Origin of the sequence: Spongiibacter taiwanensis, assembly GCF_023702635.1 — a bacterium.
Lineage (GTDB): Bacteria > Pseudomonadota > Gammaproteobacteria > Pseudomonadales > Spongiibacteraceae > Spongiibacter > Spongiibacter taiwanensis.
Genome location: NZ_CP098455.1, coordinates 1,885,807 through 1,909,705, shown reverse-complemented (window position 1 = coordinate 1,909,705; position 23,899 = coordinate 1,885,807). Strand labels below are relative to the sequence as shown.

The window sequence follows — 23,899 nt, the reverse complement described above, 5'->3', positions numbered from 1 at the left end:
AGGGACTATGGCAATTCGCGATTGGCCGGAATCTGAGCGGCCCCGAGAGAAGCTGTTGCAACGCGGCCCGGCGGCGCTGTCGGATGCCGAGCTTCTCGCCATTTTTTTGCGTACTGGGCTGCCGGGGCGTTCAGCTGTGGACCTGGCGCGGGATTTACTCAATCAGTTTGGTAGTTTAACGGCGCTGCTGGGCGCCAGTCGCGGGGCCTTTTGCGACGGTCCCGGACTGGGGCTGGCCAAATATGCCCAGCTGCAGGCGGTACTGGAAATGGCCCGGCGTTACCTTGCCGAGGAAATCGGGCGGGATGTGGTGCTGAGCTCGGCGGCGGCGACGCGGCAGTTTTTGCAGGCCCAGCTGCGAGGGGAATCCCGGGAGGTCTTTGCAGCGATCTTTCTCGACAGTCAGCACCAGCTCATTACCTATGAGCCGCTGTTTTTTGGCACCTTGGATGCGGCCGCGGTCTACCCGCGTGAGGTGGTAAGCCGGGCGCTGGCGCTTAACGCTGCGGCACTGATCATTGCCCACAACCACCCCTCGGGGGTGGCCGAGCCCAGTGATGCAGATCGGCGAATTACCGCCCGCATTCGCGATGCTCTGGCGCTGTTGGATATCCGTTTGCTGGATCACTGTATTGTGGCAGGCCGGGAAGTGGTATCGCTGGCTGAGCGCGGCCTGCTTTAGTGGCGCCAGATTTCTCGTGTTTCTGGTTGGCAATCTGGTTAATGATGGCGGCGGGTTTGGCTGTTTTTTTGCCGCCAGGCATTGCTTGGGGGCGGGGCTTCTGGTATAAAGTCGCGCTCCATTTGGGCCGTATCCCCACGCGGTGGTCGACTGCCACTGTTTTCGGTAGCTGTGCGGCGGGCCTGTAAAGAATTCGAAATGTTTGCGCCCTTCCTTAGTAGAAGGGTTGAAGAGGCGAGAGTAGCATGTCCAGAGTATGCCAAGTTACTGGCAAGCAGCCGGTAACCGGAAACAACGTATCCCACGCAAAGAACCGTACCCGTCGTCGGTTCCTGCCTAACCTGCACAGCCACCGTTTCTGGGTAGAAGCTGAAAAACGCTTTGTGACCCTGCGGGTGTCCAGCAAAGGCATGCGTATCATCGACAAAAAAGGTATCGACGCGGTGTTGGCTGATCTGCGCGCCCGCGGCGAAAAATATTAAGGAGAACGGTCATGGCAAAGAAAGGCGCTAGTGAAAAGATTCGTCTGGTATCCACTGCCGGTACCGGTCACTTCTACACCACTACCAAAAACAAGCGTAACACTCCGGACAAGTTTGAAATGTCCAAGTACGACCCCGTGGTACGCAAGCACGTCCCCTACAAGGAAGCCAAGATCAAGTAATTGATCGCGCACGCCGAGTAGTGAAAAAGCCGCGCATGTCGCGGCTTTTTTGTGTCTGAAATATGGGCGCTGGGGTTGGAGCGGGCCCGGTTGAGGCCTTGCGCGGCGGCTGTTAAAAAGCCGCGGAATAGCTCAGCGCCAGGCTGATATGGCGGGCCTTTTCCCAGTCGAGGCTGTCGCCGCCCAGGGTCAGGCTGAATTGCCCTCCAGAGAGCGAAAAGAAAAGCCCTTTGCTGCGAAAGTCGTAGCTGAGCTTGCCCGTCAGGCCGCCCCGGGTCTCCTGAATGCTGAGCCTGGAAAAGACATGGCGATCTATGCTGAAGACCTCGGCGCCGATACCCAGCTTGCCGGGTGCTGGCGTGTACAGGGTCGACAGCGTGTAGCGGGCGGGAAGGCGCTGGCTGTCATCGCGGTAACCCTCGATCCCGGAAACGGTGGGGCGGGAGTCAATGGTGCCGTTCTCATCAAAGGACACCGTCGCAGTATCGGCATCGGCGGTGGTAAAGGTCTGGTCCTTAAAGCGAATCCAGCTCAGGGCGTCTCTACCTTGAAGAGTGACGCTGAGGGCGTCGGAAAGCTGCCAGTAGAGATCAACGTCGAGGCCAAGACCCTGGCCGTAGTTGTCCTCCTCGGGGCGATCGAGCAAGGTATCCCGGCTGTAGCTGTAGTCCAGCCGCAGTTGGGCTTGGTAGCTGTCCTCGAGGGTGCGCACCTGGCCCTTCAGGTAACCGTTGGTGGTTTTTGATGCATGGAAGTAGTTGATCCGCCAGCGACTGCGCAGTGACGGGGAGTGGTGAAGCATTTTTGCCAGCCCCAGGCCCTGGGAGACAAGGTGGTTGGCTTTCAGATCAACGTTATACAGGCGGTTCTGGGGCAGTGGCAGGTCATTGCGCAGCAGGTAGGCCAGCTCGGCGGTATCGCCATTGAACTTCATGTAGTAGTCATAGCGAACGAAATAACTCAGTGACCAGTCACCTTGGGTTTGACCGATTTCAAACTGGTTGTGGGTAAAGGCGAACTCTCCTCGATCAACAGCTGGGCCGTCGAGGTCGTGGATCAACTGGTCGATGGGGGAGATGTCGCTGTAGCTTTCACTGAAGACGCTACTGAAAATCTCCCGGGGCTCTGCGTCGACAGGGTTTGCGAGCAGCGCAGTGGCCAGCGCAGCACAGCGGAGCATGAGGGGCGTCGTTGGGTGGGGCTTCACGATAAATGGGACTCGTCGGTAAAATTTGAGGTTGAGCGAAAAAAGGGGAGGTCAAAGACCTCCCCTGCACGGACTACGGAATCTCAGCCTGATTTACAGGGCGGATTCAAAGGTGCCGTCTGTGTAGCGGATGACCACGGTGCCAGACTCGTCATCGATGTCTGCGTATTTCACGTCATTCTGTGAAATGGTGCCGCTCAGGTTGGTTTCCTCATCTTCGGTGAGTGACATGATGACATCGTCATGGTTGCTCACAGTCAATGTCTGGCCACCCTCGTAGCTGAAGTTCAGCTGCATACCGCCATAGCTGAGATTCAACGTGCCCTTGCCGGTCTCAAGGCCAGTGCGGCTGGCATCGAAGTCGACAGCGATGTCGTCGGCGACGCCCGCCAGGTCCACGCTGAACGAGATCGACAGGCTTGCGGCGGCATAGTCATTGGCCGTTTCTTCGTCGGTGCATTCGTCCTCATAAGTGAACTCAAGTGAGTCGTAATTTTCCGAGCGAGATAGTGAGCACGTTTCACCGAAGTTGCTCAGCATCGCTGTGAGGCTGGCGCTCAGTTCGTTGCCATTGGCGTCGCTGAATTCACCAGACAGCGTGAAGCTGGCGTCATCAATTTCGATGGTTTCGGTGTACTCTTCTTCTTCAAAATAGGCGTCGTTTTGGAAGCCATTCTCGTAGCGACCGTCCTCGACAATGGTGGCAGAGCCGATTTCCAGGCCCATGCTGCCGGTAAAGGCAACCGGGTTGTCACCGGTGAGCTGCTCCAATGTGACGCTCAGCTGCGCGTTCAGGTCAGTGACAGAGAAGTCGTTATCCCACTCCTCTTCGTAGCCTGGGTCAGACTCACCAGTGAAAGTTTCTTCTTCGCGATTGTCGAAGTCACCCGAGAGCGATGAACCCTCGTCGATGGCGAGTGAGACGTTGTCAGTGGCCGCACTGCCCGAGAGACTGAGGTCGAGGGTAATATCGGCGGTCCATACGGTGGTGTCGCCATTCTCGGTCTCGTCAAAGGCCAGGTCCGAGCCATCGCTGGCGCTTAGGTCAACGGCAACCGTGGTCTCGCCGACAACGACATCTTGATCGACCACATAGGTGGTGGTGCCGCCGCTGGAGCTGATCGCTACGGTAATGCCCTCAGCCGTGAAGGTGCTTGGCGGGGTTTGCTCGTTGTCGAGCGCGTCATAGTAGGCTTCGACGGCGCCACCAATGGCAACCAGTGACAAGGCCATCGCTTCGGCAACCGCGCCGGCATCGCCATCAACGGCTGCGGCGGCAAGGCTGACTTCATCGGCAAAGGCCTGTTGGTTTTCGGTCAATTCACCGGCGTTGGCCAGATCGCGAATCTGTTTAACAAATAATTTGGCTGCGGCCAGTCCTTCGCTGGTGACAGGGATATCGCCCTGGCTCTGCTGGGTGCCGCCACTTGCTGCCGCTGTTTCCGCATTGGCAACGCTGGTGCTGGTTTGGGTAATGTTTTCGCCCTCGGTATCAACGCCGTCCAGACCCTTGATTTTGTCGAGGATCAGTAATGCCTCTTGTAACATTTCTTCCAGAGTGGTGGCTGCGGAATCGCTTTCCTCTGTAGGGGCGATACCGCCGTCGGAAAATTGGGTCACGAAGGCGGTCAGAGCCTGTTCAACGGTGGCGCCGGGGTTGTCCGCCAATGCCGCCGCGATGGCGCCGGTGGCTCTCAGGTTGTTCTCCAGTGCCTCCTTACTGGCGCCATTCACTGCTTCCGCTGAGGTTAGGTCCACAATAGGTTGACCGATCAGGCTGCCGACAATGCCTAGGCGCCCAGCCACTTGGGCATTAGCGCCGGCGGCGGCATCCGATGCCCGGGCCCCTGATAAGACCCGTTGCAGAGTCAGTTTGGCGGCGATATCGGTGAGGGGGGTCAGGTTTGCACTGACGCTGTCACCGCTGGCACTGGGTAATACCCCGGAAAGGCTGAAATTTGAGGCCAAGGGATAGGTGTCCCCAAAGCCGACATCCTCGGCACACTGCACCAGGTCACATTTCATCACGGTGCCGTCAACAGCGGTGATTTCCAGGAAGATGGCGGTGCCTTCCTCGTAGTCGCCATTGAGTTCAAGAGAGTAGCTGCCGTCTTCGCCCGTTGTTGCGGGCTCTGCCAGTGGCGTTAGGCGATCGACTTCGCCGGTGTCGCTGATGGGGTAAGCATTGACGATGCCGCCCACGATGATCCCTTTGGAGGAGGTGCCGGACACTTCGGCAGAACTTCCGCCGCCACCGCCGCCCCCACCGCCACCGCCACAGGCGGCAAGAGAGGCACTAACGGCCAGAGGCAGGATCAGTTTTCGAAACGCAGGCTTGATTGTCATAGGTCTACTACTCCATGTTTCTCCCCGGTGCGGGGAGGACGTCCTTTAGGCAAAACTCGGGCTGGCCCCAGTTACCCAAAGGCCTTTTTTTGATTTTGGAAGTTGATGTGACGCGGCAGAATTATTAGAAAACGCTGTACCGGGTCAGTCATCCTTTGACTGCTAAGGCGCAGCCTAAAGTTATTGATAGCTTGGCCCTATTAACATTTCAAGAAAAATTCACAAAACAGTCATTTTTCCATCGGTCGCTTGACTTCCACGATGCGATTTAAGCGATGTGTTTAGCCGGCTGATACCAGTGATTCCGCTATAGGCAATATTTGCGCATCAGCCCCTGCAGCAGCGCAATGCTGGGTTTGATGTGGTCGAGGGGAATAAACTCATCTGGCTGGTGGGCCTGGTCGATATGGCCGGGCCCCATCACCAGGGTTTGCAGGCCCAAGTTTTGAAAGAAGGGCGCTTCGGTGCAAAAGCTGACGGTTTCGGGATGCTGGCCAGTCAGGTTGCGGACGACCTCAACCAGATCCGAGTCCAGTGGTTGCTCAAAGGCGTCGATGCCGGGCATCAACGGGGTAATGCCAATATTGATCTGCCGGCGCTGGGCAATGGCTGCCAATCGACGTTCAATCTCCTGATGCAGCAGGCCGTTTTCCATGCCGGGAACGGTGCGCAGGTCAAAGTGCAGTTCGCAGCGGCCGCAAATGCGGTTGGGGTTGTCGCCGCCGTGGATACAGCCCAGATTGAGGCTGGGGGTTGGATAAGCGAAGCCGGGGTGGCGATGTTTTTCCTGAAGCTCTTTGCGCAGGGCCATCAATTCGCTCATGACCTCATGCATTGCTTCCATGGCGCTGTTGCCGAACAAGGGGTTGGAGCTATGCCCGGAGCGGCCCTCAATGACCACGCTCTCCATGATGATGCCCTTGTGGGCGTAGATTGGTTTGAGCCCGGTTGGCTCGCCGACAATGGCGTAGCGGGCGCCGGCCACATCGTCTTTTACCAGGGCCCGGGCGCCATCCATGCTGCTTTCTTCGTCGGCGGTGGCCAGAATAATAATCGGCGCCGTTAACGGCTGTTCTAACAGAGGTTTTATGGCTTCAATGGCTAGCGCAAAGAAGCCCTTCATATCGGCGCTACCAAGGCCGTAGAGGCGGTTGTCCCGCTCGCTCAGTGTAAAGGGGTCGCTGTGCCACAGGGCGTCGTCGCAGGGGACGGTGTCAGTGTGGCCGGCCAGTACCAGACCGCCGGTGCCACTGCCCAGAGTCGCGATCAGATTCGCTTTGTGGGGCTGGGTTTCCAGCGGCATGACCCGCACGTCAAAACCCAGCGGTTCCAGCCAATTGGCCAGCGTGTCGATGACGGGCCGATTCCCCATATCGCGGCTGCTAACAGTCGAGCTGACTGATGGGGTGCCCACCAGTGTGGTCATCATTTCAAGTAAGTTGGGCGCGGACATGGAGTGACAGCCAGGCGAAAATGTTGGCGACATTGTAGCGCTAATGGGGGAAGTCTGGCAGCGGGCCGACAACCGCGGCAAGGCGGTTGTCGGCCACGCGGGATCAGCCGAGGAAGGCTTTGAAGATAAAGAAGAACACGATGGCCAGACCGGCACCGGCAGGCAGGGTGATGATCCAGGACATGAAGATATTACGGATCACGCGCAGATTCAGTGCGCCAATCCCCCGGGCCAGACCGACACCCAGAACGGCGCCCACCAGGGTGTGGGTGGTCGACACAGGCAGTCCGGTTGCTGAGGCCAGAACCACCGTCGAGGCAGCACCCATTTCCGCGGCAAAGCCCCGGCTGGGGGTCAGCTCGGTGATTTTGGTGCCGATGGTGGCGATGACCTTGAAGCCGTAGGTGGCCAGGCCAAAGACGATGCCGCCGGCACCGAGCAGCAAGACCCACCAGGGCAGGGCAGACTTCGCGGCAATTTCACCGCCGGACTGGATCACGCTCACCACAGCGGCCACCGGGCCAATGGCGTTGGCAACGTCGTTAGAGCCGTGGGCGAAGGCCATGGCGCAGGCGGTGAATACCATCAACACGGCAAACACGCGCTCGACCGCGGCAAAGCGGAAACGGCCGTCGCCAATGGGCTCATCCTTGATGCGGCGAAGGAACAACTGGCCCACGCCCACGATGATCAAACCCACCACCAGCGATGCCAGCACGCACTGGGTGAAATTCAGTCCCAGGCCGATATGCTTGAGGCCCTTGGTCATAGTGACCATGGAGATCATGAAGCCAACCAGGAACAGGTAAAATGGGATGTACTTTTTCGCGGCTTCAAAGGGCTTGTCGGCGTTCAGAATCAGCTTCTGAGCACTCATGAATAGCCCGAAGGATATGGCCCCGGCGAGCACCGGCGAGACCACCCAGCTCGATACAATCTGTCCGACGGTGCCCCAGTCCACCGCGTCAACGCTGATGCCGACGGCGGCAAAGCCCACCAATGCGCCCACGATTGAGTGGGTGGTGGATACCGGCCAGCCCATGACGCTGGCCACAAAAAGCCAGGTGCCGGCGGCCAAGAGTGCCGAGAGCATCCCGAAGACCAGGAGCCCGGGATTATCGGCCATGACGTCGGGGTCGATGATGCCCTTGCGGATGGTGTCGGTAACTTCACCCCCCGCGAGATAGGCGCCGCAGAACTCGAACACCATAGCGATCAGAATGGCCTGTTTGATAGTCAGGGCTTTGGAGCCCACCGAGGTGCCCATGGCGTTGGCCACATCGTTGGCGCCGACGCCCCAGGCCATAAAGAAGCCAAACAGGCAGGCGAGTAGGAGCAGGAGTTGTCCGTGCTCTGCGATGATAGACATGGAAAGTCCTTATCTTTCTAAAAAGTTTATTAACAGGCCCTAGCGTGCAATCACAATTTCGAGTCGGGAGCCGACTTTTTGGGCGCCGTCTGCGATCTCGCCGATCATGCCCACCACCTGATACAGGAACATGGCATCCACTGGCGGAATGTCTTGCTCAATGGCAAACAGGGCGGTGCGAACCTCAACCTGGCAGGTGTCGGTGTGTTGCTCCAGTGAATCCAGCTCTTCGATCAGCTTCTCCACGAAGGACGCCTCGGGACCGTTGAAGCCGGTTTCCAGCAATTCGTCCAATTCTTCAATGGCGGTGTGGGCCTGCTTGGAGGTGGCGATCACCTTGGTGACGAAGTCGCGGATTTTCTCCGCTATTTCTGCCGGGATCTTCATTTGTCGGCCGATCATCAACCCGGCAACATCTTCTGCCCGGTTGGCAATGCGGTCCTGCATGCGTAGCAGCTCGAGGAGATCGGTGCGAGGTACCGGCAGAAACAGGCTGTTGGGGAGGCTGAGTCGCAAGCTCTTTTTAATTCGGTCGGCCTCTTTTTCCAGCTTCGAGATGGCTTGTTGGTGTTGCTGGGCATCGGCCCAGTTGTTGGCCAGTACAGCGTCAAAGAAGTCGCCTAGCCGTTCCGCTGCCTGATGGGCCAGCTTCATGTGGTCCTGAACTGGGCCGAAGGGGGACTTACCGAACAGGTTGTTGAGCTTGTTTAAAGGCACTGAATCTACTCCTCTGGGTCCGCGGTTGGCGGAATTATAAATTCCCAGGGCAAGGCTAACCATCAATTATGACAATAAGAAGTCATGGTGGCGCCGACACTGGCCCCGTTGTCATAATGGCGGCTGCGTTGAAATCCAATTTGGAGCCGCTATGCAAGGCCACATGAAATTGTCAGGTCCACTGGAAACCGGGGTGCTGCTGCGGCAATTGATCAGCGACAGCGTGATCGATCCTGCCCTGGCCAAGTCGGTCCGCCTGGAGCCCCAGCGGCGTGGCGGCAAGCCGCTGCACCCCATCAATCATCTTGCCCTGCAGCAAATCCCCGACGCCCGCAAACCTGGGCGAAATCTCAGTGTCGACAGCCTGCTGAATTGGCTCTCTGGCCATTGTGGGCAGGCGTTTCAGCGCATTGACCCGCTGAAGATCGATGTCACCGAGATCACCAAGGTGATGTCCTTTGCCTTTGCCCAGCGTCACCGCATTCTGGCGGTGAACGTGGCACCCGACGAAGTGGTCATCGCTGGCGCAGAACCCTTTGTGAATGGCTGGGAGGCCGATCTGCAACAGATCTTGCGTAAGCCGATTCGCCGGGTACTGGCCGACCCCCAGGACATCGACCGCTATACCGTGGAGTTTTACAGCCTCGCTCGCTCGGTGCGTGGTGCCAGCGGCGCTGCCCGGCAGTCCGGCGGCTCAGCTAACCTTGAGCAGTTGCTCGAAATCAGTAATTTCAAGGACCTGGATGCCAATGATGGCCATGTGGTCAATATTGTCGATTGGTTGTTGCAATATGCCTACGATCAGCGGGCCAGTGATATTCACATCGAGCCCCGGCGGGAGCTGGGTAACGTTCGCTTTCGGATCGATGGTGTGCTCTACGATGTGTACGAACTTCCTGCCTCCGTCCTGACGGCGGTGGTCAGCCGGCTGAAAATTCTGGGCCGCATGGATGTGGCCGAAAAACGCCGGCCCCAGGACGGTCGCCTCAAAACCAAGAACCCGGCCGGTGAAGAAATTGAACTGCGGCTGTCCACCCTGCCCACCGCCTTCGGCGAAAAGCTGGTGATGCGGATTTTCGACCCCGAGGTCTTGCTGCGCAGTTTTGACGAACTGGGCTTGCGCGGCGATGACCTGAGCCGCTGGGAGGGCATGATTCGGGCGCCCCATGGTATTGCCCTGGTGACCGGCCCCACCGGCTCGGGCAAAACCACCACCCTGTATTCCAGCCTTAAGCAGATCGCCAGCAGTGAGGTGAATGTGTGCACGATTGAGGACCCCATCGAGATGGTGGAGGACGCCTTCAATCAAATGCAGGTGCAGCACAATATCAATCTGGACTTTGCCAGCGGGGTACGCGCCCTGCTGCGGCAGGACCCGGATATTATTATGATCGGCGAAATTCGCGATGTAGAAACGGCCGAAATGGCGGTGCAGGCGGCGCTGACTGGCCATCTGGTGCTGTCCACCCTGCATACCAACGATGCCCCCTCCGCTGTGACCCGACTGACCGAGCTGGGGATTCCCGCCTATTTGATTCGCGCCACGGTACTGGGTGTGATGGCTCAGCGGCTGGTGCGCACCCTGTGCCCGCACTGCAAAGAACCAGCGCCGGCCGAGGAAGCGGCTTGGGCAACATTGACGGCGCCTTGGAAGGTTGCCATGCCCAAGCAGTTCTATCACGCTCCGGGTTGCCTTGAATGTCGTAATACCGGCTTTTATGGTCGTCAGGGTATATATGAAATTTTGCCGGTGGAGGGGGCGGTGCAAAGCGCGGTAGTGGATGACATGGGCCTGGATCAATTGCGGCTTGCTGCGATGAAGAACGGCATGCGTACCCTGCGTCTGAGTGGCGCCCAAAAGGTCGCAAAGGGTGAAACCACCGTCGCCGAGGTGCTGCGAGTCGCGCCGCCCATTCATCAGTAAGCCCTTAAAATAGTATCGCCGCGGGCCCGGCCCGCCAGCAGAAAATAATAGCGAGCAGAACAAATGGTTGAAGCAACAAAGGTCGAACTCGCCCTGAAAGCCTCGGACATACCGGAGGTGCTGGCGGTTGAGTTGCGGCTGGGGTGGCAGCGGCTGCTGGAGCGCTGTGACAGTCGGCAGCAACAGTGGTATGCCAAGGCGCTCACCGGGCCGTGGCAGGGCGAGATGTTAAAGGCCTTTGCCTGCAGTCCCGGCTTGCTGGAGTACTGCACCCGGTTTCCCAATATTCTGATGACCCTCGCCGACGATGGGACGCTCTGGCAGCCCTTGCCTGCTGAGAGTTGGCGCCCAACACTGGACGCGGCCTGCGCGGAGGCGTTAACCCCGGAGGAGTTCGCGGACCGCCTGCGGGTGTTCCGGCATCGCCATTGGGTGCGCATTGTCTGGCGGGATGTGAATCGGCTGGCCAGCATGGAAGAGACCGTGGCCGACCTGTCTCACCTGGCGGATGCGGCGATTCAGGCCGCGGTGGATTTTCACCACCAGCGCTTGGTCACTGAGTGGGGTGAGCCCCGTAGCGGCGACGGTGAGCCCCAGCATTTACTGGTCATTGGCATGGGCAAGTTGGGCGCCTGCGAGCTCAACCTGTCGTCGGATATTGATCTGATTTTTACCTTCCCCAAAGGTGGGGAGACCGTCGGTGGCCGTCGCAGTGTCTCTAATCAGGAGTTCTTTATTCGCCTCGGCCAACGGGTGATCAAGGCCTTGGATGCACCCACCGCGGCGGGCTTTGTGTTCCGTGTTGATATGCGGCTGCGGCCCTACGGCCAAAGCGGGCCGCTGGTGATCAGCGCCGAAGCCCTGGAGGAGTATTACCAGGATCAGGGGCGGGACTGGGAGCGCTACGCCCTGATTAAAGCCCGGGTAGTGGCCGGTGATGCGGCAGCCGGTGCAGAGTTAATGGCAAATCTGCGGCCCTTCGTCTATCGCCGTTACCTCGACTTTTCCGCCTTCGAATCCCTGCGTGAGATGAAGTCGATGATCCAGCGGGAGGTGCAGCGTCGGGGCTTGCAAGACAATATCAAGCTCGGCTCTGGCGGTATCCGCGAGGTGGAATTTATCGCCCAGTGCTTCCAGTTGATTCGCGGCGGTCAGGAAACCGAACTCCAGGCTCGGGGTCTGCTGACCATCTTGCGGCAGCTGCAGGTCAGCGAATATTTGCCCCACCAGGCGGTGACCGAGCTGGTGGAGGCCTATCGATTCTTACGCAACACCGAACACGCCATTCAAGCCTGGCGGGATCAGCAAACCCAGCAGTTGCCCTCTGCGGCCGAGGCCCGGGCGGGTTTGGCGCTGGCGATGGGCTTTGCCGACTGGGCTGCCTTTGAAACCGAGTTGCAGCGCCACCGGGAGGCGGTGGCAGAGCATTTCTCTCGCCTGATTGCGCCACCAGAGGATCAGAGCCAGGCGCATCGCGATGAGTTGCAGCACTGGCGCGCGGTGTTGGACGAGCCGGAACAAGAGGCGCTGCAGCAAGCGCTGGAGGCGGCGGAGTTTGAGGATGCCCAGGAGGCGGCCCGGTTGCTCAATGCCCTGCTCAATGGGTCGGCGGTGCAGCGGATGCAGCCGAGCAGCAAAGACCGGCTGGATGACTTTATGCCCCAGTTGCTCGAGGCGCTGCGCGAGGCCCAGCAGCCAACGGTGGCATTGCTGCGGATCATCCCGCTGATTGAGGCGGTGCTGCGGCGTACTGCCTACCTGGTGCTCCTGATGGAAAATCCGGGCGCGCTGGCCAGGCTGGTGCAGCTCTGCGATGCCAGTCCGTGGATCTCCCGGCAATTGGCAGCCAACCCGGTATTGCTCGACGAATTGCTCGACGCGCGCAGCCTCTTTCATCTGCCCGAGAAGGCGGGCTTGCGCAGTGAGTTGCGTCAGCGTCTGCTGCGCATCGACGAAGGTGACCTTGAGGCGCAAATGGAGGCCCTGCGCTATTACCGTCTGGCCCACGTGCTGCGGGTGGCGGCGTCTGAGGTCACGGGCAGTCTGCCGCTGATGAAAGTGAGTGATTACCTGACCTACATTGCCGAAGTGGTGCTGGAAGCCGTGCTGGATTTCGCCTGGCAGGGATTGACCGAAAAGCACGGCCACCTCACTGCCGACGGTCGGCGCCACTTTGTGATTGTGGCCTACGGCAAGCTCGGTGGTATTGAACTGGGTTATGGCTCCGATCTCGACCTGGTCTTTGTCCACGACATGGATGCCAATGCTGTCAGTGATGGTGAGCGGCCCGTTGACAGCAGCACCTTCTTTACCCGCCTCGGTCAGCGGATCATCCATATTCTTACCGCCCACACCCGCCTGGGGGATTTGTACGAGGTCGATATGCGTCTGCGGCCGTCGGGCAATTCCGGCTTGCTGGTCAGTTCGTTCAAGGCATTTCAGGAGTATCAGGACAAACAGGCCTGGACCTGGGAGCACCAGGCGCTGGTGCGCGCCCGGGTGGTGGCCGGAGATGAACATCTGGCGGCCCAGTTCAGTCGGCTTCGCCGGGAGGTGCTAAGTCGGCCCCGGGATGTGCCCGTGCTACTGGCGGAAGTGGTGTCAATGCGGGAAAAAATGCGCGGCCATCTGCTTCCCGCCGGCGGCGCTGAAAAAAACGCCCAATTTGACTTGAAACAGAGTCCGGGAGGTATCGTTGACATTGAATTTATGGTGCAATACGCGGTTTTAGCGTGGGCCCATCAGCACCCGCCGCTCGCCGAATATACCGATAACATCCGCATACTGGAGTCGCTCAATACCGAAGGGCTGATTTCCTCTGCAGATGCCCAGGCGTTGATTGACGCTTACAAAGCGTTTCGCAGTCAGGCGCACCGTCTCAGCTTGCAGGAGCAAAAAGGACGGCTCGCCTCAACCGCGCTGCCTGAACAACGGGCAGCGGTCATGCGCTTATGGCAATCGTTGATGGAATCTGAAAATTGAGTTGATGCGGCTCGGGTGGACATTGCCCGCCGTGCAGTGAGTGTTCTGAGGAGTACAAAACATGTCCATGGCTGATCGCGATGGCCTAATCTGGTTTGATGGCGAAATGCTTCCCTGGCGGGACGCAAAAGTTCACGTGCTGACCCACACCCTGCACTATGGCATGGGCGTGTTTGAGGGTGTCCGTGCCTACCATACCCGCGACCGGGGCACCTGCATTTTCCGCCTGCAGGAGCACACCGACCGCCTGTTCCGCTCGGCGCATATCATGAATATGCCGATGAGTTTTTCCAAAGACGAGATCAACGAAGCCCAGCGCACGGTGGTCCGGGAAAATGGTCTCGAAGAAGCCTACCTGCGGCCGATGGTGTTTTACGGTTCTGAAGGCATGGGCTTGCGGGCAGACAACCTGAAAACCCACGTGATTGTTGCCGCCTGGGACTGGCCAAGCTATATGAGCCCGGAAGCGCGGGATCGGGGTATCAAGGTGCGCTGCAGCAGCTACACCCGCCACCACGTGAACATTTCCATGTGCAAGGCCAAGGCCAATGGCCATTACATCAACTCGATGCTGGCCCTGCGCGAAGCCCTGGATAGCGGTTGCGAAGAGGCGCTGCTGCTCGACAACGAAGGCTACGTTGCCGAGGGTAGCGGCGAGAATGTGTTTATTGTTCGCGACAACGTGATCTATACCCCCGAGCTGACCAGCTGCCTCGACGGTATCACCCGCAACACGATCTTCAATTTCTGTAAGGAGTTGGGGCTGGAGTTGCGCGAGAAGCGCATTACCCGGGATGAAGTCTACGTTGCCGACGAAGCTTTCTTCACCGGCACCGCCGCCGAAGTGCTGCCGATCCGCGAACTGGATGGCCGCAAAATCGGTGAAGGCAAGCGCGGCTCCATCACTACTACCCTGCAAAGCATGTACTTTGATCAGGTAAAAGGTTGTCGGGAGCAGTTTCCCGAGTGGCTGTCACCGGTTCGCTGACACCGGTTGGCTGTGTTGAAAAAGGCGCTGTTTTCGGACAGCGCCTTTTTTGTATGTGCGTATTGAAGCGTTGCGGCCGTTTACTTCAGATATCTAACGGCGATGTATCTGGGGTGAGGGCCGCTTTTGTTTGTGACGCGCCGTATTATGATTCGGCCGTTTCGATGGTAGGGAACGTAGAACTGCGCGTGCATCACCGGCACTTCAACCCGTCGCCCGATATCCAGATCAACAATCATCATCTTTAGCGGCTTTGATTGTTCACTTTCGACAAAATAAGCATCCGAGAGGCAGCACACTGTGCCGGTGAATTCGGTATATCGGGCGGATGCCTCATTGTGAAGATGCCAAACAAAAAACGGCATCAGGAACAGGATGGGAATCGTTGCCATCAATGCTAAAGGGTGATCCTCAAACCAGATTTTTAGCCGGTCAACAAAGCTGATGCGTAATCGTTTGGGGGTGACCATAATTGAGCGCGCTGGTAGGGTGGCCTTTGGGGTTGTTTGGGGCGTAATCGCTTCGGGAGCTTCCGCCAAAATCACCTGAGGTGGCGTTTCAGCCGCTGTATTTGCACTCCCCGCGAATCTCCAGTTCATTCAGCACCGCGATGCGCTCGATCACGGTGAAACCATTCGGGCAGAATTCTTTTAGCTGCGGCTGGTTCTCCAGCTGACGTTCGATGTCCTCGAGTTGGTCGTCGCGGCGGTCGCGGCGACCACTGCTACCCTGGGGCGGTTGGCCCATTTGGGTGATGGGTCGCACGGGACGCTCAGGCAAGGTCACCACGAAGCGGAACAGGCGAATATCGCCCTTCAGGGTGTCGGTGTAGAGTTTTCCCTCAATACCTTCTGGCGGTGGCTTGCGTGGGCCGCTGCTACAGGCCGTTATGGCAAGCAGGCCGGCGAGCATAACGAATCGAAGGGCGGTGAGGTGAGAAACAAAGCGTGTCATCAGGGCAATATGTCCAGTCAAAATAGCTAGGCTGGGCAGAGTGTAGCACGCCGTTGTGGCCGGGTTAGGTTTGCTTCACGAGGGGCGATGGGGCGCCCGCGGGGCTGTGTGGATTTCTCCCGGGGTCGTGGTTACAATCCTGTAACCTAACCTCGGCCTTCTGTTGCCCTGTGTGTTCGGTGGTATAACGACAAGCCCTTTTTCATCATGAGTCGAGTCTGAAATTATGTCCGCTTCATACGCGGCTCAACCCTGCCGAGCCACCGACCCTCAGACTGCCAGCAGCTCCAGGGAGCAGGTTCAGCCCGCCCGCCCCCTGAAAATCTGTCTGCTCGGCTACCGCAGCGCGCCCTTCAGTGGTGGTCAGGGCATTTACCTGCGCTACTTGAGCAAAGCCTTGCTGGAGGCCGGCCATCAGGTTGACGTGATTTCTGGTCAACCCTACCCCGATTTGGTCGACGGCGTTCGGCTGATCAAGCTGCCGGGCATGAACTTATACGAAACCGGTCTTGGCTCGCTGCGGCTCCACCATCTGCGCTCCTGGACCAACATCGTGGAATGGACAGGTAAACTGAGTGGTGGTTTCAGTGAGCCTTACTGTTTCGGTCGGCGGGTGTACAAATATCTGCGCCGCCACGGCCGGCACTACGATGTGATTCACGATAATCAGTGCCTGAGCTATGGCACCTTGGCCCTGCAGAAAAAGGGTTTTCCCCTACTGACCACCATTCACCACCCAATTACCCATGATCGGGATATTGCGTTGGCAGCAGCCAAGACCGAGGGCGAAAGAAAACTCATTGCCCGCTGGCACAGCTTTCTGGACATGCAGCGCAAAGTTGCCCGCCAGCTTCACCATATTGTGACGGTGTCGGAGCGGTCGCGGCAGGATATTGCCGGCGCTTTTGCTATTCAGCCCGCGGCGATTCATTTGGTGCACTGCGGGGTGGATACCGAGGTGTTTCGGCCAATCCCTGAGATAGCAAAAATTCCCCGCCGAATCATGGCTACGGTATCGGCTGATCAGCCGCTCAAAGGCGTGACGTTTCTGCTGCGCGCGCTCGCCGAGGTGGTGCGGCATTATCCCGATGTTGAATTACTGATGGTGGGTAAGCCCAAGGCCGATGGCGAGGCGGAGCGGTTGATTGAGCAGCTGGGTCTATCGCCCAATATCCGCTGCGTTCGTGGCATCGACACCGACACCTTGGTGACCCACTACAATGAGGCTGAGATTGTGGTGGTGCCTTCATTGTACGAGGGCTTTGGCTTGCCCGCAGCGGAGGCCATGGCGTGTGGCACCGCGGTGATCTCCAGTGATGGGGGCGCGTTGCCCGAAGTGGTGGGCGATGCCGCCGAGACGGTGCCCGCCGGACACAGCGACGCGCTAGCTCGCGCGCTGATCAACCTGCTTGCCGATGATGGCCGCCGCCATGCCTTGGCGGCGGCGGGGCGTCGACGGATTGAGGGCATGTTTTCCTGGCGGCGGGCAGCCGAGGAAATGGTGACGCTCTATCGCACCACCTTAGTGGGTCAGTCAACGCAGGCTGGGGAATAACGTGCCAGGATGAAAACCGTTGATTTCAGATACTTTGCGCTTGCGCCGGGCGATTTGGTGCTCGACCTCGGCTGTGGTGAGGGGCGTCATGTGCTGGCGGCTTACCTTGAAGGAGAGGTGACCGCGGTGGGGGTGGATATTAACGGTGTGGATTTACAGCGAGCCCGTGACAAGGCGGCGGATTTTATTGATGCCAACGATCCGCGTCGCCAGCATTGCCTGACCCAGGCAGATGCCTGTCGCTTACCCTTTGCCGACCACAGCTTTGACAAGGTGATTTGCTCGGAGGTGCTGGAGCACATCGACCATTATGAGGCGGTCATCGGCGAGATCAGTCGGGTGCTCAAGCCAAACGGGGTGTTTTGTGCTTCGGTGCCCCGGGAGTGGCCCGAGCGAATTTGTTGGCAGTTGAGCAGTGCCTATCACCAGGTAGAGGGGGGGCATCTGCGTATTTTTAATGCGGCTGAGTTGCGTCGACAGATTTCCGATGCCGGTTTTCATTGCTTTCGGCGGCATTGGGCTCACGCCCTGCACTCTCCTTACTGGTGGCTAAAGTGCCTGTTGTGGGGGCGGGACGATCACTGGGCGCTGCGCAGCTATCACCGGCTATTGGTGTGGGATTTAATGAAGCGCCCCGCGCTGACCCGCTGGGTGGAAAAGGGCTTGAACCCGGTGATGGGTAAATCGGTGGTGATGTATTTTCGCAAAGGGGCGTCACATTGAGTGAGTTGCTGTTAGGCCCCGGCCTGTTTCCAAACGCGCTGTTGCGGCCCACGGTGGAATTTATTCAGCGCAGCCAGCTCAGCGATGGCTGCATCCCCTGGTTTTCAGGTGGCCACGCCGACCCCTGGGACCATGTTGAAGCCGCCATGGGGCTCGCCATCGGCGGTGAGTATGATGCCGCTGCCGCCGCCTATCGCTGGCTCAAAAATGTGCAGCTCCCCGATGGTAGTTGGTGGGCGAGCTACCAGGATGGTGTCGCCGCAACCGATGGCCACCGGGAGACCAACTTCGTTGCCTATATTGCCACCGGCCTCTGGCACTTTTATCTGATTACGCGAGACCGGGCCTTTTTACTGGAAATGTGGTCTTGTCTTGAGGGCGCAATCGATTTCGTGCTTGCCCAGCAGAGCCGCTACGGTGACATCAATTGGGCGGTCGATCATTGTGGGCAGCCTCTGGACGATGCGCTGCGCACCGGATGCTGTTCGATTTTCAAGAGCCTTGAGTGCGCCAGTAATATCGCGGTGACCTTGGGTGAGCATCGCCCGGGGTGGCGGGCAGCCCGAACCCAGCTTGGCCGGGCGTTGCGGGAACATCCAGAGCGGTTTGACCGAACCTGGGACAGCAAGGCGCGCTACTCCATGGACTGGTTTTATCCGGTGCTTACTGGGGTGATTCCTGGCGCCAAAGGCTTGGCCCACTTGCAGGCCCGCTGGCGCGAATTTGTGGAGCCCGGTTTGGGATGTCGTTGTGTGGCAGACCAGCCTTGGGTCACGGTGGCCGAGAGCAGCGAACTTTGCCTGGCGCTGCTCGCCGCTGGCGATCACGCCCGGGCGGTTCAGGTGTTCAGTTGGCTGGATCAGTGGCGCGGCCAGGGCGGCGAGTACTGGACGGGATATCAACTGGCGGAAGACCTGCTCTGGCCCGACCAGCGTCCCACTTGGACGGCGGCGGCGGTGTTGCTGGCGGCCGATGCCTTGACCGAATACAGTCCCGCGTGCCGCCTGTTTACCTCGACCAATTTGCTCGATGATTCCGCCATCTGCGCATCAAGCCGATCCTCAGAAAGTCGGTTTTTATAGCTTATATCAAGTAGTTATTTGAGCTTGTTCACCTTGTGTTTTGCCGGGCTGCGGTCGGTTTTTGTGAACCGGTCAGCACAATCCCCTTGCTCGATTCAGATCGCTGTCACATTTTAGTGCATTCGTGACGAAGTGCCGTTGAGCCACCAGATCGTCCCTTGCAAAATGCCGGAGCAGTTTCGATGCGCTCGCGTTGCGGCGGGCGCCGGAGGTGTTTATGAGCTGTCAGTCGTGACGATTGAGGGCAACGATGTTACGAAAGGGATGGATGAAGCATATGAATTTCAAACAAGTCGCAATGGGAGCAGCGCTGGTTGGCGCAGCAATGGGTGCACAGGCGCAACTGCCGGTTGTGGGTGATCTGCTTCGCGGTGGCCTGCCGCTGGTGGGTGATGTACTTGGCGGCGATCTGCTCGGCGGTCTGCCGGTGGTTGGCGGCCTGGGCGGCGACCTGCCCCTCGTGGGTGACCTGGCAGGTGGTGACCTGTTAGGTGATCTGCCGGTGGTTGGCGACCTGCTCGGTGGCGATCTGTTGGGTGGTGGTTTGCCGGTAGTGGGCGATCTCGCTGGTGGCGACTTGCTCGGCGGTGGTTTGCCCGTGGTAGGCGACCTTGTTGGTGGCGACCTGCTGGGCGGCGGTATCCCGGTGATCGGTTCTCTGGGCGGTAATGGCATTCCCGTTGTGGGTGGCTTGCTGAATGGCGGTTTGCCACTGGGCGCGCTGCCGCTGGACGTTCTGGCATTGCCGACTTTGCCGGTAAGCGGCCTGCTGCTCGGCGGTCTGCTGTAAGACGCAATTGAGTAAGCAGTAACAAACCCGGCATCTTGCCGGGTTTGTTCTTTCTACCCCACACCTACCTGTCGGGAATCAGCGTTCTTCCTTGTCTTGGTATTCCACCAGTTGGCGATGCAACTGCTGACTGATGGCCTTGGGTGATCCGCTGTTGCGAGCGAGCAAGCGATAGGCCATGGGAATGACAAACAAGGTAAACAGGGTGGCGGCAGTTACGCCGAAAACCACCACAATACCAATCACTGAACGCGATTCGCTGCCCGCACCCGATGCCATTAACAGCGGCACTGCCCCGGCCACGGTGGTGATCGCCGTCATCACAATGGGGCGCAGCCGCTGTTGGGCGGATTGCAGCACAGCGTCGTCAAAGGCCACACCCTGGTCGCGCAGCTGGTTGGCGAATTCCACCAGCAAGATCCCGTTTTTGGCCGCCAGGCCAACGAGCATGATCAATGCGATCTGGCTGTAAATATTCAGGCTTTCCCCGGTGAGGTAGAGGCCCAGCAGAGCCCCCGCTACCGCCAGTGGCACGCTGAGTAGAATCACGAAGGGATGAATAAAGCTTTCGAACTGCGCGGCGAGTACCAGATAGACCACCAGCATGGCCAGAGCGAAGGTGAATATCACGGTGCCGCCTGCCTCCATGTAATCCAACGATTCCCCTTTGTAATCGATCACGGCCTCTGGCGTTTTTTCGCGCGCCAGGTTTTCCAGATAGGTCAGTGCTTCGCCCAGCGAATAGCCTGGCGCCAGACTGGCCTCGATGGTGATGGCGCGAACCCGGTTGTAGCGATTGAGCACAGCAGCATCACCTAGCTCCCGCAGGGTGACCAGGTTGGCCAGCGGAATCAGCCGACCGGTGTCGGCACGCACGTAGATGTTTTCCAGGTCGGAGGGGCTGCGCTGGCTGTCGAGTTCACCTTCGAGGATCACGTCGTATTCTTCGCCGCCCATCATAAAGGTGGTGGCCGTGCGCGAGCCCAGCAGGGTTTCCAGAGTGCTGTTAATCTCCTGGGTAGATACGCCCAAGGTGGCCGCTCGGGCGCGATTAACCGTGACCTCCAGCTGGGGCTTGGTTTCCCGATAATCGCTGTCTACGCCGAGCAAGCCCGGATTGGTCTGGGCCTCGGCGAGAATAATATCCCGCCATTTGGCCAGCTCGGCGTAATTGCTGCCACCGAGCACAAACTCTACCGGTTTGTTAAAGCCGTGGCCGCCCAGGGCCTGGGGCTGAATAGGAAACACGCTCAGGCCAGTAAAATCACCGAGCCGTTGGCGAATGTCGGCTACGATTTCGCCACCGGGGCGGCGTTGGCTCCAATCGTTTAGCACCACGATGCCAATCGCCTGGTTATAAATGTCGGCGCCGCCGCGGCCGCCCGGTGCGCGCAGCAGCAGGCGGCGAATTTCCCCGTTGTCGACCAGGGGCATCAGGCGCTCTTCGACCTCACCCAGCTGGGCGGCGGTGTAGTTGTAAGACGAGCCTTCGGGGCCGCGCATCACCAGGAAGATCACCCCCCGGTCTTCGGTGGGGGCGAACTCAGCGGGGACTTTCTGTAGGAAGAAAATGCACAGGCCGATGGTGGCAAACAGAATGGCGCCAGATACCACCGGGCGGCGCTGGCTGGCCTCCAGGGTACGCCGGTAACTGCCTTCCATCCGATGCAGTAGCCCTTCAACAAAATCGGCCAGCTTGCCGTGCATGGCTTCGCGCTTTAGCAGTTTGGAGCACAACATGGGTGACAAGGTCAGGGCGACGATGCTGGAGAAGATCACCGCCATGGCCATGGCGACGGCAAATTCGCCAAACAGCCGGCCGATGTCGCCCTCCAAAAACGTGATGGGCGCAAACACGGCGACCAGCACGGCGGTAGTGGCGATGACTGCGAAGCCCACCTGGCGAGCGCCGCGATAGGCCGCCACCAGGGGCGGTTCACCGTCGAGGAGGCGTCGGTGAATGTTCTCCAGCACGACGATACTGTCGTCCACTACCAGGCCGATGGCCAGCACCAGGGCCAGCAGGGTGAGAAGATTGATGGTGTAGCCCAGTGCGTACAGTGCTGTGAAGGTGGCAATCAATGACACCGGCACGGTCAAGGCGGGGACCAGCATGGCGCGGAAATCGCCGAGGAAAATAAAGATCACCAGCACCACCAGGCCGGCGGCAATGAACAAGGTGCTGTAGACCTCGCTGATGGCGCCGCTGATAAATACGGAGCTGTCGTAGCTGGAGCGCAGGTGGGTGCCCTCGGGCAGGGACCGCCTCACGGCATCGGCCTCTGCCTTGGCGGCTTCGGCAACGGACAGGGTGTTTGCGGTGCTCTGTTTGATGATGCCCACACCCACCATGGGCACGCCATTACCCCGGAACAGATTGCGGTACTCGCTGGCGGCCAGCTCGATGCGGGCAACGTCGCTGAGGCGCAGCAGGTACCCGCTGTCTTCCTTGCGCAGCACCAGGTCGGCGAAATCTGATTCGGTCTGGTATTGCCGGCTAATTTTAATGGTGAAGTCCCGGTTGATTGACTTCAGGGTGCCGGCGGGGAGTTCTACGTTCTCCCGGCGCAGGGCTGCCTCGACTTCGCCGGCGGTGATATTCCGCGCGGCCATCGCCTCGCGGTCCAGCCAGATGCGCATGGCGTAGTCCGGGCCGCCGCTGACCCGGATACGGGCGACCCCGTCGACCGCCGAAAAGCGATCAACCACGTAGCGGTTGGCGTAATCGGCCAGCTCAAGCAGACTCATTTTGGTAGAGGTTAAGTTGAACCAGACAATCACGTTGTCGTCGGCATCGGCCTTTTGTACTTGGGGGGCTTCGGCTTCGTCGGGCAGGTTGCCCATCACCCGTGACACCCGATCGCGAACATCGTTGGCAGCCGCATCGATATCCCGGTCCAGCTCAAACTCGATATTGATCGATGAAAAGCTGTCCTGGCTGGCGCTGCTGATGGTTTTGATGCCCTCCACACCGGAGATGTTGTCTTCAATCACCTGGGTGATTCGTGACTCTACCACCTCGGCTTAGGCGCCAATATATTGAGTGGTGATCGACACAATTGGCGGATCAATGTCCGGGTATTCCCGCAGGGCCAAGCGCTCAAAGGACAGTAGGCCGAAGGCTACCAGTAGCAGGCTGACAACCGTGGCGAACACGGGGCGTTTCACTGAAAGATCTGATAGCAGCATGTTGGGCTTCGCAAAGAGTCGTGGTTACCTGGCGGGTGATTGTCCGGTCAGTCTTGCGGGGCAGCGCTGTCGCTTTGGGGTGCTACGGAAGCACCGTCGCGCAGCATGTCATAGCCCTGGTAGATGACCTTGGTACCGGCGTTCAGTCCGGCGCGGACTTCAACCAGTCCGGGCTGGCGCAGGCCCAGTTCAATTTGCTGTTTGCGCGCGGTGTTGCTGTCGTCCACCACCCAAACAAAGTGCTGGTCTTGCACGCTCTGCAGGGCTTCTTCTTTCACCATCAAGGCCTGACGTTGTTGGGTGATGAGCGCCAGGCGCATCAGCATGCCGGGCTTGAGTTGTCCGTCGGGGTTGGCCAGTTCGGCTCGCACATTGATGTTGCGGGCGACCCGGTCAATGCGGCTGTCGATTGCGGTAATCGTCCCGCTAAAGCGGCGCTGTAAGGCTTCGCTGTAGGCTTCCACGGTTTGCCCTTTGGCAATGCTGGTGAGGTAGAGGGCAGGAATCTGAAAATCCATTCGCATCACGCTGGTGTCATCCAGGGTGGTAATGACCTCACCCGGTGTCACCAGGGCGCCGGGGCTGACCTGGCGCAGGCCCACCTGTCCGGCAAAGGGGGCCGTGATGTTGCGCTCGGCAATCATGGCCTCCACCTCCTTGATTCGAGCCAGGGCTTGCAGCTTGGCAGTCTGGCGTTGGTCGTACTCGGTTTGGGCGGCCACCTTGCGCTGAATGAGTCCCTCCAGGCGTTTCAACTCTCGCTCTTGCTCCGCAAGATCGGCCTTGGCGGCGGCCAGCAGTGCCTGTTCTTCCTGTTGCGCCAGGGTGGCCAGGAGCTGGCCTTCGCTGACGGTGTCGCCATCGCTAAACTTCAGTGAGGTGATCTTTTCACTGACGCTGGCGGTGACGTCGATAGATTCACGGGCGAGCAAGGTACCCAGCGCCTGAATGCGCTGCTGGATTTCCTGAGGCGCGAGTGTTTGAATCGCTACGGCTGCAGGTGGCCGTGGGGCGGCTTGGGTAGCGTCAGTGTCGTTACAGGCACTGACCAGCAGCAGTGGCGAAAGCAGACACAGCAATGAGCGCATGCGGGCGGGCATGGGGTGTAGAACTCCTGAGGCAAAAAGGGTTGGCGTCAGATCGTGCGCCGTCATCTGCGCCGAAGCTAATCGGCGTCAGGTGAAACGACTAGCGGATTGAGCGCGCACCAAAGGGTTTACCATACCACCAAAAAGGGTAATTGCCTTCTTAGAAAGATAAATTTTGGTGTCGGT

At 59.1% G+C, this 23,899-nt stretch carries 18 protein-coding genes and 1 pseudogene; 10 read left to right on the top strand and 9 right to left on the bottom strand.

From position 1 onward, the window contains the following. The first annotated feature begins 7 nt into the window (after window positions 1-7). The 3 genes from radC (at window position 8) to rpmG (ending at window position 1,346) form a co-directional block, all read left to right on the top strand. A complete protein-coding gene (gene radC, locus NCG89_RS08780) occupies window positions 8-682 on the top strand; it encodes a RadC family protein (RefSeq protein WP_251086151.1) in 675 nt (224 codons plus the stop codon). A 245-nt stretch (window positions 683-927) separates the two neighbouring features. Next, a complete protein-coding gene (gene rpmB / locus NCG89_RS08775; RefSeq protein ID WP_251086150.1) occupies window positions 928-1,164 on the top strand; it encodes a 50S ribosomal protein L28 in 237 nt (78 codons plus the stop codon). Window positions 1,165-1,175: 11 nt separating this feature from the next. Beyond that, window positions 1,176-1,346, top strand: coding sequence for a 50S ribosomal protein L33 (gene rpmG, locus NCG89_RS08770; RefSeq protein ID WP_251086149.1), 171 nt, complete (start codon window positions 1,176-1,178; stop codon window positions 1,344-1,346). Window positions 1,347-1,458: 112 nt separating this feature from the next. On the opposite strand, the gene NCG89_RS08765 is transcribed toward rpmG, so the two are convergent. The 5 genes from NCG89_RS08765 to NCG89_RS08745 all read right to left on the bottom strand — a co-directional run bounded on the left by NCG89_RS08765 (window position 1,459) and on the right by NCG89_RS08745 (window position 8,438). After that, the gene (locus NCG89_RS08765; protein WP_251086148.1) at window positions 1,459-2,526 is read right to left on the bottom strand and encodes a hypothetical protein; all 1,068 of its coding nucleotides are present in this window, start codon (window positions 2,524-2,526) and stop codon (window positions 1,459-1,461) included. A gap of 120 nt (window positions 2,527-2,646) precedes the next feature. Further along, window positions 2,647-4,899: a hypothetical protein gene (locus tag NCG89_RS08760; RefSeq protein ID WP_251086147.1), complete on the bottom strand. Its 2,253-nt coding sequence runs from the start codon at window positions 4,897-4,899 to the stop codon at window positions 2,647-2,649. A gap of 307 nt (window positions 4,900-5,206) precedes the next feature. Continuing rightward, complete coding sequence (gene argE, locus NCG89_RS08755; RefSeq protein WP_251086146.1) at window positions 5,207-6,352, bottom strand: acetylornithine deacetylase; 1,146 nt, start codon at window positions 6,350-6,352, stop codon at window positions 5,207-5,209. A gap of 103 nt (window positions 6,353-6,455) precedes the next feature. Then, window positions 6,456-7,721: an inorganic phosphate transporter gene (locus NCG89_RS08750; protein WP_251086145.1), complete on the bottom strand. Its 1,266-nt coding sequence runs from the start codon at window positions 7,719-7,721 to the stop codon at window positions 6,456-6,458. A gap of 39 nt (window positions 7,722-7,760) precedes the next feature. Then, window positions 7,761-8,438: a TIGR00153 family protein gene (locus NCG89_RS08745; RefSeq protein ID WP_251086144.1), complete on the bottom strand. Its 678-nt coding sequence runs from the start codon at window positions 8,436-8,438 to the stop codon at window positions 7,761-7,763. A 163-nt stretch (window positions 8,439-8,601) separates the two neighbouring features. On the opposite strand from NCG89_RS08745, the gene tfpB reads away from it, so the two are divergent. The 3 genes from tfpB (at window position 8,602) to NCG89_RS08730 (ending at window position 14,332) form a co-directional block, all read left to right on the top strand. Beyond that, window positions 8,602-10,362, top strand: coding sequence for a type IV pilus assembly ATPase TfpB (gene tfpB / locus NCG89_RS08740; RefSeq protein ID WP_251086143.1), 1,761 nt, complete (start codon window positions 8,602-8,604; stop codon window positions 10,360-10,362). Between the two features lie 63 nt (window positions 10,363-10,425). Next, window positions 10,426-13,344: a bifunctional [glutamate--ammonia ligase]-adenylyl-L-tyrosine phosphorylase/[glutamate--ammonia-ligase] adenylyltransferase gene (gene glnE, locus NCG89_RS08735; protein WP_251086142.1), complete on the top strand. Its 2,919-nt coding sequence runs from the start codon at window positions 10,426-10,428 to the stop codon at window positions 13,342-13,344. 61 nt (window positions 13,345-13,405) lie between these two features. Then, window positions 13,406-14,332, top strand: coding sequence for a branched-chain amino acid transaminase (locus NCG89_RS08730; RefSeq protein WP_251086141.1), 927 nt, complete (start codon window positions 13,406-13,408; stop codon window positions 14,330-14,332). Between the two features lie 80 nt (window positions 14,333-14,412). On the opposite strand, the gene NCG89_RS08725 is transcribed toward NCG89_RS08730, so the two are convergent. Both NCG89_RS08725 and NCG89_RS08720 read right to left on the bottom strand, forming a co-directional pair. Beyond that, entirely contained in the window at window positions 14,413-14,931 is a 519-nt protein-coding gene (locus NCG89_RS08725) for a hypothetical protein (protein ID WP_251086140.1), read from the bottom strand. Beyond that, a complete protein-coding gene (locus tag NCG89_RS08720) occupies window positions 14,891-15,286 on the bottom strand; it encodes a hypothetical protein (protein ID WP_251086139.1) in 396 nt (131 codons plus the stop codon). Before NCG89_RS08720 ends, NCG89_RS08725 begins: the two co-directional genes overlap by 41 nt. A gap of 226 nt (window positions 15,287-15,512) precedes the next feature. Between NCG89_RS08720 and NCG89_RS08715 the strand changes: the two genes are divergently transcribed. The 4 genes from NCG89_RS08715 to NCG89_RS08700 all read left to right on the top strand — a co-directional run bounded on the left by NCG89_RS08715 (window position 15,513) and on the right by NCG89_RS08700 (window position 19,436). Then, window positions 15,513-16,841 carry a glycosyltransferase family 4 protein gene (locus tag NCG89_RS08715; protein WP_251086138.1) on the top strand — a complete coding sequence of 443 codons (1,329 nt, stop codon included), beginning with the start codon at window positions 15,513-15,515 and terminating at the stop codon, window positions 16,839-16,841. A gap of 9 nt (window positions 16,842-16,850) precedes the next feature. After that, complete coding sequence (locus tag NCG89_RS08710) at window positions 16,851-17,564, top strand: class I SAM-dependent methyltransferase (protein ID WP_251086137.1); 714 nt, start codon at window positions 16,851-16,853, stop codon at window positions 17,562-17,564. After that, on the top strand, window positions 17,561-18,646 hold the full coding sequence (locus NCG89_RS08705; protein WP_251086136.1) for a prenyltransferase/squalene oxidase repeat-containing protein: 1,086 nt from the start codon (window positions 17,561-17,563) through the stop codon (window positions 18,644-18,646). The genes NCG89_RS08710 and NCG89_RS08705 overlap by 4 nt, the downstream gene beginning before the upstream one ends. A gap of 277 nt (window positions 18,647-18,923) precedes the next feature. Next, a complete protein-coding gene (locus tag NCG89_RS08700) occupies window positions 18,924-19,436 on the top strand; it encodes a hypothetical protein (RefSeq protein WP_251086135.1) in 513 nt (170 codons plus the stop codon). A gap of 78 nt (window positions 19,437-19,514) precedes the next feature. Here the strand turns inward: NCG89_RS08700 and NCG89_RS08695 are convergent. Beyond that, window positions 19,515-22,625 (bottom strand): annotated as a pseudogene (locus tag NCG89_RS08695) (efflux RND transporter permease subunit). Window positions 22,626-22,672: 47 nt separating this feature from the next. Continuing rightward, entirely contained in the window at window positions 22,673-23,725 is a 1,053-nt protein-coding gene (locus tag NCG89_RS08690; protein WP_251086134.1) for an efflux RND transporter periplasmic adaptor subunit, read from the bottom strand. Window positions 23,726-23,899: the final 174 nt, after the last annotated feature.

Bases quoted from the DNA above. Each gene is read 5' to 3' on its own strand.
- tfpB (WP_251086143.1), top strand. From the start codon at position 8,602: ATGAAATTGTCAGGTCCACTGGAAACCGGGGTGCTGCTGCGGCAATTG.
- NCG89_RS08720 (WP_251086139.1), bottom strand. From the start codon at position 15,286: ATGACACGCTTTGTTTCTCACCTCACCGCCCTTCGATTCGTTATGCTC.
- NCG89_RS08710 (WP_251086137.1), top strand. From the start codon at position 16,851: ATGAAAACCGTTGATTTCAGATACTTTGCGCTTGCGCCGGGCGATTTG.
- NCG89_RS08765 (WP_251086148.1), bottom strand. From the start codon at position 2,526: ATGCTCCGCTGTGCTGCGCTGGCCACTGCGCTGCTCGCAAACCCTGTC.
- rpmB (WP_251086150.1), top strand. From the start codon at position 928: ATGTCCAGAGTATGCCAAGTTACTGGCAAGCAGCCGGTAACCGGAAAC.
- glnE (WP_251086142.1), top strand. From the start codon at position 10,426: ATGGTTGAAGCAACAAAGGTCGAACTCGCCCTGAAAGCCTCGGACATA.
- NCG89_RS08715 (WP_251086138.1), top strand. From the start codon at position 15,513: ATGTCCGCTTCATACGCGGCTCAACCCTGCCGAGCCACCGACCCTCAG.
- NCG89_RS08730 (WP_251086141.1), top strand. From the start codon at position 13,406: ATGTCCATGGCTGATCGCGATGGCCTAATCTGGTTTGATGGCGAAATG.
- NCG89_RS08750 (WP_251086145.1), bottom strand. From the start codon at position 7,721: ATGTCTATCATCGCAGAGCACGGACAACTCCTGCTCCTACTCGCCTGC.
- rpmG (WP_251086149.1), top strand. From the start codon at position 1,176: ATGGCAAAGAAAGGCGCTAGTGAAAAGATTCGTCTGGTATCCACTGCC.
- radC (WP_251086151.1), top strand. From the start codon at position 8: ATGGCAATTCGCGATTGGCCGGAATCTGAGCGGCCCCGAGAGAAGCTG.
- NCG89_RS08725 (WP_251086140.1), bottom strand. From the start codon at position 14,931: ATGAACTGGAGATTCGCGGGGAGTGCAAATACAGCGGCTGAAACGCCA.
- NCG89_RS08700 (WP_251086135.1), top strand. From the start codon at position 18,924: ATGAATTTCAAACAAGTCGCAATGGGAGCAGCGCTGGTTGGCGCAGCA.
- argE (WP_251086146.1), bottom strand. From the start codon at position 6,352: ATGTCCGCGCCCAACTTACTTGAAATGATGACCACACTGGTGGGCACC.
- NCG89_RS08760 (WP_251086147.1), bottom strand. From the start codon at position 4,899: ATGACAATCAAGCCTGCGTTTCGAAAACTGATCCTGCCTCTGGCCGTT.
- NCG89_RS08690 (WP_251086134.1), bottom strand. From the start codon at position 23,725: ATGCCCGCCCGCATGCGCTCATTGCTGTGTCTGCTTTCGCCACTGCTG.